The 12925-nt window shown below is 40.8% G+C and carries 9 protein-coding genes and 3 pseudogenes; 10 read left to right on the forward strand and 2 right to left on the reverse strand.

The genetic code is table 11. From position 1 onward, the window contains the following. Window position 1: 1 nt before the first annotated feature. Window positions 2-1348, forward strand: coding sequence for an aminomethyl-transferring glycine dehydrogenase subunit GcvPA (gene gcvPA, locus J2S07_RS13425; RefSeq protein ID WP_307150924.1), 1347 nt, complete (start codon window positions 2-4; stop codon window positions 1346-1348). Then, entirely contained in the window at window positions 1341-2798 is a 1458-nt protein-coding gene (gene gcvPB / locus J2S07_RS13430; RefSeq protein WP_307150925.1) for an aminomethyl-transferring glycine dehydrogenase subunit GcvPB, read from the forward strand. Before gcvPA ends, gcvPB begins: the two co-directional genes overlap by 8 nt. 222 nt (window positions 2799-3020) lie before the next feature. Here gcvPB and J2S07_RS13435 read toward each other — a convergent pair whose 3' ends face one another. Next, the gene (locus J2S07_RS13435) at window positions 3021-3404 is read right to left on the reverse strand and encodes a rhodanese-like domain-containing protein (RefSeq protein ID WP_307150926.1); all 384 of its coding nucleotides are present in this window, start codon (window positions 3402-3404) and stop codon (window positions 3021-3023) included. Between the two features lie 201 nt (window positions 3405-3605). On the opposite strand from J2S07_RS13435, the gene lipM reads away from it, so the two are divergent. From lipM to J2S07_RS13465, 6 genes and pseudogenes are all read left to right on the forward strand, one after another. Beyond that, the gene (gene lipM, locus J2S07_RS13440; protein WP_307150927.1) at window positions 3606-4442 is read left to right on the forward strand and encodes an octanoyltransferase LipM; all 837 of its coding nucleotides are present in this window, start codon (window positions 3606-3608) and stop codon (window positions 4440-4442) included. Between the two features lie 440 nt (window positions 4443-4882). After that, window positions 4883-5668 (forward strand): annotated as a pseudogene (locus J2S07_RS13445) (ribonucleotide reductase N-terminal alpha domain-containing protein); the annotation flags it as partial. 415 nt (window positions 5669-6083) lie between these two features. After that, a pseudogene (locus J2S07_RS13450) lies at window positions 6084-7250 on the forward strand (ribonucleotide reductase barrel domain-containing protein); the annotation flags it as partial. A 255-nt stretch (window positions 7251-7505) separates the two neighbouring features. Continuing rightward, window positions 7506-8336, forward strand: coding sequence for an HNH endonuclease (locus J2S07_RS13455; protein WP_307150928.1), 831 nt, complete (start codon window positions 7506-7508; stop codon window positions 8334-8336). A gap of 68 nt (window positions 8337-8404) precedes the next feature. Further along, a pseudogene (locus J2S07_RS13460) lies at window positions 8405-9007 on the forward strand (ribonucleotide reductase barrel domain-containing protein); the annotation flags it as partial. 492 nt (window positions 9008-9499) lie between these two features. After that, complete coding sequence (locus tag J2S07_RS13465) at window positions 9500-10384, forward strand: patatin-like phospholipase family protein (RefSeq protein ID WP_307150929.1); 885 nt, start codon at window positions 9500-9502, stop codon at window positions 10382-10384. Between the two features lie 137 nt (window positions 10385-10521). On the opposite strand, the gene J2S07_RS13470 is transcribed toward J2S07_RS13465, so the two are convergent. Continuing rightward, complete coding sequence (locus J2S07_RS13470) at window positions 10522-10902, reverse strand: SA1362 family protein (protein WP_370872825.1); 381 nt, start codon at window positions 10900-10902, stop codon at window positions 10522-10524. A 329-nt stretch (window positions 10903-11231) separates the two neighbouring features. On the opposite strand from J2S07_RS13470, the gene J2S07_RS13475 reads away from it, so the two are divergent. Together J2S07_RS13475 and J2S07_RS13480 are read left to right on the forward strand one after the other, a co-directional pair. After that, window positions 11232-11750, forward strand: a complete 519-nt coding sequence (locus J2S07_RS13475) for a YqhR family membrane protein (RefSeq protein ID WP_307150930.1) — start codon at window positions 11232-11234, stop codon at window positions 11748-11750. Between the two features lie 108 nt (window positions 11751-11858). Further along, window positions 11859-12920: a M24 family metallopeptidase gene (locus J2S07_RS13480; RefSeq protein WP_307150931.1), complete on the forward strand. Its 1062-nt coding sequence runs from the start codon at window positions 11859-11861 to the stop codon at window positions 12918-12920. Window positions 12921-12925 lie beyond the last annotated feature (5 nt).

A 12925-nucleotide genomic window follows, 5' to 3' on the forward strand; every position in this document is an offset into this window, starting at 1 on the left:
CATGAAGCATCGTTATTTACCGATGACAGAAGCAGATCAAAAAGAAATGCTTGACACAATAGGTGTTTCTTCCGTTCAGGACCTTTTCAATGATATTCCTGAAAGCGTGCAATTTAAGGGAGAATACAAGATTAAAGAGGCAAAATCTGAAACGGCCCTCATGAAGGAATTATCTCAATTAGCCGCAAAAAATGCTGATTTGAAAGCTAATGCATCCTTCTTAGGAGCAGGCGTCTATGACCATTATATGCCTATCATCGTAGACCATGTGCTGTCTCGTTCAGAATTCTATACGGCATATACTCCTTATCAGCCAGAAATTTCACAAGGGGAGCTACAGGCTATTTTTGAATTTCAGACGATGATTTGTGAGCTGACTGGGATGGCTGTGGCAAACTCCTCCATGTATGACGGGGGAACGGCCCTTGCTGAGGCCGCCATGCTTAGCGCAGGACAAACACGTAGAAAAAAAGTTCTTATTTCTAGCGCGGTTCATCCAGAATCAAAAGAGGTCGTAAAGACTTATGCAAAAGGACAATATATCGAGGTTATTGAGGTTCCACATAAAGATGGCGTAACAGATCTTGATGCGCTTCAGGAATTAATGGGCGATGATGTGGCAGCTGTGATGGTTCAATATCCGAACTTCTTTGGAAGAGTAGAAGCTTTAAAGGAATTAGAGGAAATCATCCATGCGAAAAAAGCGATGTTTGTTGTCTCAAGCAATCCTCTTTCACTAGGAGCTTTAACACCTCCAGGGAAATTTGGTGCTGATATTGTCGTGGGGGATGCTCAACCGTTTGGAATACCGACAGCATTTGGCGGACCACACTGCGGTTATTTTGCCGTAACTGAGAAGCTCATGAGAAAGGTTCCAGGTCGTTTAGTCGGTCAAACTACGGATGAAGAAGGAAGACGCGGTTTTGTTCTTACGTTGCAGGCTCGTGAACAGCATATCCGCCGTGATAAAGCAACTTCTAATATTTGCTCCAATCAGGCATTGAATGCGCTAGCGGCCTCTGTTGCGATGACTGCCCTTGGACGTAAAGGCGTCAAGGATATGGCTGTGCAAAATATTCAAAAGGCCCATTATGCGAAAAAGGTCATGAAGGACAATGGACTGGAGCTTGTTTTTGAGGGCCCATCCTTCAATGAGTTTGTCGTTAAGCTTTCAAAACCTGTGAAGGAAGTAAATGTAGCCCTTTTACAAAAGGGAATCATCGGTGGCTATGATTTAGGCCGTGATTATCCTGAACTAGCTAATCATATGCTTGTCGCAGTGACAGAATTAAGGACAAAGGAAGAAATCGATACTTTTGCAAAAGAATTGGGGGATTATCATGCATAAAGAGGACCAAGCGCTGATTTTTGAACTTAGTAAGCCCGGACGTATTGGTTATAGCCTCCCAGAAATGGATATTCCTGAAGTGGATGTACAAACACTTCTTCCTGATGGTTACTTGCGTGAAGAGGAGGCAGGGTTACCAGAGGTATCCGAGCTTGATATTATGCGTCATTATACGGCACTTTCCAGACGTAACCATGGGGTTGATTCAGGCTTCTATCCATTAGGCTCTTGTACGATGAAGTATAATCCGAAAATCAATGAAAATGTGGCTCGCTTTAATGGGTTTGCCCACTTGCATCCATTGCAGGATGAGAGCTCCGTGCAAGGCGCATTAGAGCTTATGTATGATCTGCAGCAACATCTCATTGAAATTACGGGGATGGATGAAGTAACCCTGCAGCCAGCTGCGGGTGCCCATGGCGAATGGACAGGTCTCATGATGATTCGCGCTTACCATGAGGCAAATGGGGATGTGAAGCGGACAAAGGTGATCGTTCCTGATTCAGCCCATGGAACAAATCCAGCTTCCGCAACTGTAGCAGGCTTTGAAACGGTAACCGTTAAATCAAATGAGCATGGTCTTGTCGATCTCGATGATTTGAGAAGGGTTGTGGGCGAGGACACTGCTGCTTTGATGCTTACAAATCCAAACACGCTTGGATTGTTTGAGGAGGACATTCTTGAGATGGCGGAGATTGTTCATGGGGCTGGAGGAAAGCTCTATTACGATGGTGCGAATCTAAACGCTGTTCTATCAAAAGCAAGACCAGGGGATATGGGCTTTGATGTTGTACATCTTAACCTTCATAAAACCTTTACCGGTCCCCATGGTGGAGGAGGACCTGGATCTGGTCCTGTTGGAGTTAAGGAGGATTTAATTCCATTCCTTCCAAAGCCAGTGGTAACGAAGAAGGGTGACGAATACGTGCTGGATTATGAACGTCCTCAGTCTATCGGACGTGTGAAGCCATACTACGGAAACTTTGGCATCAATGTTCGCGCCTACACGTATATTCGTTCAATGGGTCCAGATGGATTGAAGGCAGTTACGGAGAATGCCGTATTGAATGCCAATTACATGATGAGAAGGCTGGCTCCTTACTATGACCTTCCATTTGACAGACATTGTAAGCATGAATTTGTTTTAAGCGGGAAACGTCAGAAGAAGCTGGGGGTAAGAACCCTTGATATTGCGAAGAGACTTCTTGACTTTGGCTATCATCCTCCAACTATCTACTTCCCACTAAATGTGGAAGAATGCATCATGATTGAGCCGACAGAAACCGAATCGAAGGAAACCCTGGACGCCTTTATTGAAGCGATGATTCAAATCGCCAAAGAGGCTGAGGAAAATCCTGAGATTGTTCAAGAGGCACCACATTCAACAGTAGTGGGACGCCTTGATGAAACAACGGCTGCTAGGAAGCCGATATTGAGATATCAAGCGTAAATAAATAGGGGCTATCTAAGGTCAGGGTACTGACCTTGGGTAGCTCCTTTTTTGATTTACCATACAGCTGGGGTAAGATTTACGGAAGGTCTTATAAAGAGGGTTTTTCCATAAAATGTAGAAATAAACTAGGCGCTATAGAAATAATTGAATAAAGCAAGTGGAGAAAAATGAGTCGATTTTCTCCACTTGCTTTATTTTAGGGACTTTTCACACAGCGCCTTAGTTTTTTGTTTTGATTTTTCCAGACCATTTTTTGAATCCGCCCTGTAAGTGCGAAAGTTCTTTGTAACCCTTTCGATACAGTGTCTGGGCAGCTCGCCCACTGCGAATACCACTTTGACAATAGAGATAAACTGGTTTGTCCGGACGAATTTCTTTCATTCTCATTTTGAGCTGAGAAAGGGGAATATTTCTCGCCCCTAGAATATGGCCAGCCTCAAATTCATTTGGTTCACGCACATCGATTAGCTGTGCTTTCCGGTACCCAGCACGAAATTCTTCCTCGGTCAAGGTTTTGACAATTTTTTTCTGATAAAGCCAAGTAATCAGGCTGTATACAAGAATTGCAGCAATTACAATTAGCAAAAAATATAAAGTGCTCATATCATTTTCTCCTTCCACGCAAAACAGTGCCAAATAATATTATATAAGGGATTTCGGTTGATAGCAAAGGATTACAACAATTTTTTAAAATCTGAGGAATTTATTTGCCAAGCCTCTTTCTTTTTTTTCTTGAGAGCTTTTGATATGCTATTATTCAGTGTCCTTCTAGAGGCATGAAATCTAGGACAAAGAGGGTTGGATATGGAAAAAAAGCAATGGGGGTTTATTGATTCGGGGAATTGCTCTCCTTCTTTTAATATGGCATTAGACGAAGCTTTGCTAGATTGGCATAGTGACGGAAAGATTCCTCCGATCATTCGTTTTTATGGCTGGAACCCACCAACACTTTCAATTGGTTATTTTCAAAAGGTTGAAAAGGAAATTAATTTGGCAGCGATTAAGGAGCATGGTCTCGGCTTTGTTCGCCGGCCAACTGGGGGAAGAGGAGTTCTTCATGAGCATGAGCTGACCTATAGTGTCATCGTTTCGGAAGGATACCCGAATATGCCAAAATCGGTTACGGAAAGCTACCGAGTTATTTCACAAGGCATCTTGAAGGGCTTCCATCGTCTTGGAATGGAGGCATATTTTGCCGTTCCACACTCTGAGGAAGAAAAGGATTCGTTGAAAAATCCTCGCTCATCTGTCTGTTTTGATGCGCCGAGCTGGTACGAGCTTGTCGTTGAAGGTCGGAAGGTTGCAGGAAGCGCTCAAACGAGACAAAAAGGAGTTATTTTGCAGCATGGCTCTATTTTGCTGGACTTAGATGAGGACAAACTCTTTAGCCTATTTCGTTATCCAAACGAGCGAGTGAAGGAGAGAATGCAGAAGGCCTTCAAAAATAAAGCCGTAGCGATCAATGATATACGCCAGAAACCTGTCTCTATTGAAGAGGCAAAACAAGCATTTAAGCAGGGGTTTGCAGAAGGGCTAGATATTGAATTGATTCCTTTTGAGCTGTCAAAGGAACAAGTGCAATATGTAGAAGAGCTTGCAAGCAGTAAATATGAGAGTGATGAATGGAATTTTAAGAGATAGCATTTTTTGTAAGATTTGCTATGCTGCTCATTCTATGCGTATCGCAGGTCTAGTATGAAACGGAATGGCCGGTATTAAGGACATTCCAGAACCACAATCCGTGCGAAAACAGCCTTGGAGATTTTCCAACTTGCACCTTTTGTCCTATATCAATCAAAGTGCAAGTGGCGAAAAATGCGGAAATTCATCGTTATTTGCTGAAAATCTTATATGATCTCTATTTTTCTCCAGATTCTAGTTATTTTTATGTTTGACAAAATTTCTTTTTTTTGCTCAAGACACAATATATAGTATTATTGGAAATATTTACACCACTATATATTGATTTTATAATTTTGATATGATATTTTAAGATTAATTTGATTTACAGCTAGATTTTTGCAGATACATTCTATTTTTTAATAGATTTGAAGATTAGAACATTTAAAGGAGTTGTGTGTATGTCTGTTGCGTTAGGACAAAAAATGAATATTGATGTGGAGCGTTTGAACAAGGATATTCGATTGTTTCCTCAGGTTCACCCAATCACCCCAGATATGAAAATCACTCATAAAGGTGTTTCCCGACTGGTTATGTTAGACAGGTATACGTTCAAGGACACAGAAAAAATCACCTTAACCAATGGGGATTTTGTCGTTTTAACGATAAAAGAAGATCCTAAGTTTCCAGCTCGAGGGCTCGGGCAAATCCTGCAAATTGATTGGGAGGAAAAAAAGGCCCAGGTACTCGTGGATGAAGAATTTCGCGGGGTCCTTGATAATGAGGAAGAGGCAAGCACAGGTGTGATTACTCGTTCACTTGATGTCATAGAAAAGCCATTAGAGCTATTCTATGAGCAAATTGCGAAACGCAACGCAACAGGCTTGGCTTCGGTTGAAACAACCGAGGAAAAAAGACAGGAATGGTTTGAAAAATTTTATCATGAGCTTGTTAATCTTAATTTTATTCCCGCTGGAAGGGTGTTGTATGGAGCAGGCGCAAATACAGATGTAACCTACTTTAACTGTTACGTCATGCCATTCGTACAGGACTCTCGTGAAGGAATTTCCGAGCATCGCAAGCAGGTCATGGAAATCATGAGCCGAGGCGGCGGTGTTGGAACAAACGGTTCCACTTTAAGACCACGAAACGCACTTGCACGTGGAGTTAATGGAAAATCATCTGGTTCCGTATCTTGGTTAGATGATATTGCTAAGCTTACACATTTGGTAGAGCAAGGCGGTTCCCGTTAATACCATGGCGGGAGTAAAATCTCGTGAATTGCTGGAACACCCTTAGAGCCTTTTTAACCACAACGTGACTGGCAACGGTGAGCGTGAAGGTTTGAAAATAAAGAGGATTGGGCAATCAGCAGCCAAGTATCTTTGGAAACGAAGATAAAGGTTCAACGACTATTGAAACTTCCTAAACCTCGAAAAATTGAGATGCAAGGTGTGTGTTTTCTTGTGAGAGATATGGAAGGAGTAAACTATAACGCACGGAGACGGCGTTATGGGGCGCGAGACAAGGAAGAATTAATTGAGAAAATTAAACAGGAGATATGAAAAGTTTTCTTCCTTGATGATATAGTCTGAACTTGCATGAAAGTGCAAGAGTGTGGCAGAAATGTCCACACCCCTCAAAATGAGGTGTAACAAATAGCGTGGAGCACAGATGATTATGCTTTCGGATTGGCATCCTGATATTATCGAATTCATTATCTCAAAGATGCAAAATCCAAGAATTTTACGTTTCTTACTTGAAACGACGAATGATGAAACAATCAAGAGATATGCAAAAGAAAAGCTAAAATTCACCCCGCTTACAGAGCAAGAAAAAGCGATGTATCAAGGGATTCTAAACTATAGAAGCATTCCAGGCTTAGGTGGATTTAGTGAAGCAATCATTGCTGAAGCCGAGGAGAAACTAACGACAGGTGGAAATTATTCCGTCCATAACCCAGAATTCCTGACTGGTGCGAATATTTCTGTTTGTTTGACGAAGGAATTCATGGACGCAGTTGAAAATGATGCTGAATATGAGCTTCGTTTCCCTGATGTTGAGCGTTACAATGCTCAAGAGATGAAGATTTATAATGAAGAATGGCACAAAGTTGGGGATGTGCGCGAATGGGAAAAGATGGGACATAAGGTTCGTGTCTATCGCAAAATTAAAGCGAAGGAATTATGGAACCTTATCAATATTTGTGCTACCTATTCAGCAGAGCCAGGAATTTTCTTCATTGATAACGCGAACGACATGACCAACGCAAAAGCATACGGACAAAAGGTCGTTGCGACGAATCCATGTGGCGAGCAGCCTCTCGCACCATTTTCCGTCTGCAATTTAGCAGCGGTGAACCTCGCTGCAATGGCAGATAAGGAAAACAAAACAGTTGATTTTGAAAAACTAAAGCAGACGGTTGAAGTTGGTGTTCGCATGCAGGATAACGTCATTAATGCTACACCATACTTCTTAGAAGAAAATAAGAAACAAGCTCTTGGGGAGCGTCGTGTTGGACTTGGTGTGATGGGCCTACATGACTTACTTATCTATTGTGAAACCGAATATGGTTCAGAAAAAGGAAATGAGCTTGTTGATAAGGTTTTCGAAACGATTGCCACTACTGCTTACAGAACTTCTATCGAGCTTGCAAAGGAGAAGGGAAGCTTCCCATTCCTAGTTGGTGAAACCGATGAAGAAACCAATCGTCTTCGTAAAGCCTTTACCGAAACTGGGTATATGAAAAAGATGCCGGAAGATATTAGAGAAGCGATTCTAGAACACGGTATTCGCAACTCACACTTACTAACTGTTGCTCCGACGGGTAAACAAGTTGCCCCCTACATTTGTAAAAATGTAGCGTAAACTTGGCTATATGCGGGAAACTCTGGAGAATCTTTTGCTACCTGGCCTTGCCAGCCAATGATAGGTAAAAATGCAAAAGTGTTGCCTAAATGGCTACCAGACAATCCGCAGGGAAGTCGTGGCTGACCCTTCAACGACTACATGCCGAGCAACCATTCATATTGAAGAACATTTGTTCTTGTTTTATAATTAAATAAAACAGTGCAGGTGATTTCTTTGAAGAAAAAATGTCTGAATTGCGACAAGGAAATAACTGTAAAACCCAGTCAGTACGAAAGGAAGAAATATTGTTCTCGAGCTTGCAAAACTGATTATCAGAAAAAGAATCCTCCTGCATTTTGGGATGAAATGAGTAAAAAGGTGGCTGTTAGATGTTCCTATTGTTTAAGGGAAATTTTAAGAAAGCCTTCTATAATAAGACAGAATAATTTCTGTAATCATGAGTGCAAAAGACTTTACCAAATAAAAAATGGTCACCTCATAAACCAACACTTAAGAAAAGATGTAACTAAAAGTTGCGAGATTTGTGGTAAACAATTTATTGTTCCAGAGAATAGAAGAGAAACAGCGAAATATTGTTCAAAAAGTTGTCTAGGTAGGGCTAATGGAAGAAGAGGTAAGACACAATATAGCAAAAAGGTTAAATTACCTTGCTCGAATTGTGGTAGAGAAATTGAAAAGAAACCTTCCATTATAAAAACGTTAAATTTCTGTTCTATTCAATGTATGGGAACTTTCTATTCTAAAAGTGCAATGTTTGCAGGTGAGAATAGCGGAACATGGGCTGGAGGAGACATAAGTTACTACGGTCCTAATTGGTTAAGTCAAAGGAGAAAAGCAAGAGCTAGAGACAATTATACATGCCAAGACTGTGGTATCACAGAACATGAATATGGTTCTGAGCTTTCTGTTCACCATCTTATCCCCTTTAGGAAGTTTGAAGGGGACTGGAAGAAAGCAAATGAACTATCAAATTTAATTTCATTGTGTGAGTATCCTTGTCACAGAAACAGACATTCTAAGAAAATGGTTGATGATATAGTCTGACCCATATGGCGACATATGGAGTGGGTACTAATAATCCCACCCTCTAGAAATAGAGAGTAACAATTGTGAGCACCGGAACAATGGTTGGGGTCTCTACAGGCCTTGAGCCTTACTTCTCCTTCTCATACTTTAGAAGTGGGCGTTTAGGTAAGTTTATTGAGGTTAAAGCGGATATTGTTCAAGAATACTTAAATCTTCATCCAGAAGCAGACGAAAACAATCTTCCGCATTGGTTTGTTACTGCCATGGAACTGGCTCCAGAGGCACATGCTGATGTTCAATGTGTAATTCAACGCTGGATTGATAGCTCTATCAGTAAAACGGTTAATGCACCGAAGGGTTATAGTGTAGAACAGGTTGAAAAAGTGTACGAACGACTTTACCGTGGTGGTGCAAAGGGTGGCACTGTTTATGTGGATGGCTCACGTGATACACAAGTATTAACGTTAAAAGCAGAGGAAAATAGCTTTGATGAGAAACCACTAAAACAAGAAACACAAAAGCAGCATGTGGTTCTCGTTGATACAATTAGCGACTTACGGTCAACAGATGTAACAATTGGCTCTGAAATAGGGAATACTTGCCCAGTCTGCCGTAAAGGACAAGTGAAAGAAATCGGCGGCTGTAATACTTGTACAAACTGTAATGCACAATTAAAATGTGGTCTATAAGCAATTTTTAGAGGGTGGAGAATTCCATCCTCATTTTGTATTTGTGAATTCAAGGATAACTGATTGAAAGGTTCCCCACTGGGAGAAAAGTTGGAGTGATCGGTCACCTATGAGACAGTTTGATTCCCAAGTAGGAGAAAAAACGGAGTGATCGGTCACCTATGAGACAGCTTGATTCCCAAGTAGGAGAAAAAACGGAGTGATCGGTCACCTATGAGACAGCTTGATTCCCAAGTAGGAGAAAAAACGGAGTGATCGGTCATCAATAAGGCAGTTTGATTCCCGGGAAGGAGAAAAAACGCAGTGATCGGTCACCAATAGGGCAATAAGATTCCAAAATGGGAAGTAACAAGCAAACAGTCACTGCCAAAATTACAATAGCTCCCACAAAAAAATACAAAAAACTTCCCTGTCCGACGTACTATTTTTACCCGTTTCCGCTTAAAGATGTATCAATGAAAGAATATGATTAACATCTAGGGAGTGGCAGCCATGTATATTGATGGGGTTTTCTCTGGTGGAGGGGTCAAAGGAGTTGCGCTCGTAGGAGCATACCATGCGATTGAGGAAAGGGGACTGCAGTTCAAAAGGGTCGCTGGGACAAGTGCGGGCTCTATTGTTGCGGCTTTAATTGCTGCCAGGTATTCAAGTAAAGAGATCTTGCAGTTGATTGATGAATTGGATTTGAGCAATTTTCTAGATTCTCGAAGTACGCTCATCCCGACACCGGTGGCTAAATGGTTTTGGCTATATTGGAAAATGGGTCTTTACAAAGGAAATGAACTCGAGAGTTGGTTGGTATCGAAGCTTAAAGTACGTGGAATCCAAACATTTGCGGATCTTCCCCCTCAGACCTTAAGAGTCATTGCCTCTGACCTAACGAATGGCCGTTTAGTTGTGCTCCCTGATGATCTTCCACACTATGGGATAGATCCAAGAGAATTCTCCGTTGCCAAAGCGATTCGCATGAGCTGTAGCCTTCCTTATTTTTTTGAACCGGTTAAATTAAAAAATGGGGGTTCTCCAAGCATTATTGTCGATGGGGGAGTACTAAGTAATTTTCCAATGTGGTTATTTGATAAGGAAAATGTGAAAAAGGTAAGGCCTGTTTTAGGAATAAAACTAAGCCATCATCTCAATGAACGACCAAAAAATGAAATTAAGAATGCCATTAAGCTTTTTGAAGCATTATTTGAAACGATGAAGGACGCCCATGATTCTCGGTATATTTCGAGAAAGCATGAAAGAAATATCATTTTTATCCCAACTGAAGGGATCCTTACAACGGAATTCGATCTATCCCCTGAAAACAAGGAGATATTATTTAATGTAGGCTATGAAAGAGCAAAAAAATTTCTTTGTTCATGGTCCTACTAAAAAGAGGGCGCTGTATATTTTAATGTAGAACTTGATACCGCCTTATACGTATACGTTCTCTAAGTTATTCGTACCGAATAAAACCCGTTCACGTACACGTATAAGGCGACTAACATAGCCAAAAAGAAAAAACGAACCTAAAATGAGGCTCGTTTCTTCTTTTTCCCTTTTTTTCCTTCAATCACCGTTAAATGAGCGGCGGATCTTGGTTTATTTTTAACCTTCTTCAGTGTACTTACATTGCTATTCGCTGTCTTTGCAGCAGGCTTTCGACTATCCTTTTGCTGAAATCGCTTCTTCGATCTTTTTGCAGCCTTCCTAAAAGCACTTTGCTCACTTTTTGCGGGGTTAGCTCCATAAAAGCGGCGAACTAAAAAGAAAATACCGAATCCAATGATAAGGAAAATAAAGATGCCTTGGATAAATGCCATCGGATTTGATATAAATCTACTTACTACTCCAATGATCGCTAACATAATCAGCCCTATCACAAAATAAAAAGAAGTCCGATTTTTCAATAAAGCCACCTCCCTATGAGCATCATATACACAATTTTCCCTTTTTAAACAACAGCCTGAAATTTTTAACATAAATCGGAGCCCATATCTAATTATAACTAATTTATGCATTAATTGATAATATTGACACACTATTGCGAAAATTGTGAAATAACAAAACTAAAAGTGATGCTATTTATATTCTACTAAAAAACGGTGAAAACCTCCACAATTCTATACGTTTTCCCGAGAAGAAGGAATATTTTCGGGTGGAAATAGATATCAAGTGGTCCATTTGGATGAAAGTGAATCGTCTGGCTAGGACATAATAATAAATGGAGGTGGCTAGGATGGCAGAGGAAAATGCGAAATTAGAACAAAATCAGAAGGAAAAGCCGATGTCTCTTCTGACTATGACACTCTGGACAGGGTTTATTGGTGGACTGCTATGGGGTGGAATCGGCTATTTGGCGTATGTCTTTAACTTCACAGAGATACACCCCAACGTTGTCTTAGAGCCCTGGGCACTTGGAGCTTGGAAGAAGCAATGGTTGGGTACAGTAATCTCAATCATCGTTATCGGGGTGTTTTCAATTGTTGCTGCGCTGATTTATTATGTGGCACTGAAAAAGATCAAAAGTATATTTGCCGGAATTGGATATGGGATTGCCTTATTCTTTCTAGTTTTTCTAGTCCTTAATCCTATTTTTCCTAGCATGGAGCCCATTAGGCAATTGGACCGAGATACTATTATTACATCAATATGTTTGTACGTACTCTATGGTACATTTATTGGATTCTCCATTTCTTATGAATTTGAGGAACAGCAGTACAGGGAAAAAAGAGATAAAGAAATTCCGACCTCATGAAAAAAATAGTCGTGAAAAAAAACAATATGATAGAATATTCTTGAAGAAGAATCTTTTGCATACTGCAATGGATAAAAATGCTAGGAATTCTTAAAGGAGAGAGGACATTTGGACAAATTGCAGAAGGTACGTGAAGAACTGGAAAAATACAACATCGACGGACTCCTGATAACGAGCGATCATAATCGTCGCTACGTTTCAAATTTTACGGGTTCAAGCGGTGTAGTCTTAATTAGCCAAAAAGATGCACAGTTTATTACCGATTTTCGTTATGTCGAGCAAGCGACAAAACAATGTGAAGGGTTCGATATTGTAAAGCATAACGGAATCATTCCAGAAGAGGTTGCTGCACAAGTCAAGATGCTCGGGATCAAGAAATTAGGCTTCGAGCAAGATCATGTTACATACGCAAGCCATGCAGCTTACGAGGAAGCGGTTGATGCCGAGCTTGTTCCGGTTTCAGGATTAATTGAAAAAATCCGCTTGATTAAGACGGATGCAGAGATTAAGATATTAAAGGTGGCAGCGGATATTGCCGATGCGGCGTATAAGCATATTTTGGAGTTCATTCGACCAGGTATTTCAGAGCTTGATGTTTCGAATGAACTAGAGTTCTTTATGAGAAAAGCAGGGGCCACTTCTTCTTCTTTTGATATCATTGTTGCTTCAGGCAAACGTTCTGCCCTTCCTCATGGGGTTGCGACGGATAAAATCATCGAAAAAGGAGATTTTGTCACGTTAGATTATGGCGCCTACTATCAAGGCTATGTTTCCGATATTACAAGAACCTTGGCTGTAGGAGAACCTGATCCAAAACTTAAGGAAATATATGAAATTGTTTATGAAGCCCAACGATTAGGAATGGAAGGAATCAAACCTGGATTGACAGGAAAGGAAGCAGATGCCTTAACAAGAGATTATATTTCTGAAAAGGGATATGGTGAATACTTCGGGCATTCAACAGGTCATGGGATTGGACTAGAGGTTCATGAAGGTCCAGCCCTTTCATATCGTTCAGAGATGAAGCTTGAGCCCGGTATGATTGTGACAGTGGAACCAGGGATTTATATTCCAGACCTTGGTGGTGTTCGAATCGAGGATGATACGATCATTACTAAGGATGGAAATGAAGCGCTGACCCATTCGACGAAAGAACTCATTATTTTGTAAATTTT

The sequence above is a fragment of the Anoxybacillus andreesenii genome, assembly GCF_030813005.1.
In the GTDB taxonomy this organism is placed as follows: Bacteria; Bacillota; Bacilli; order Bacillales; family Cytobacillaceae; genus Robertmurraya; species Robertmurraya andreesenii.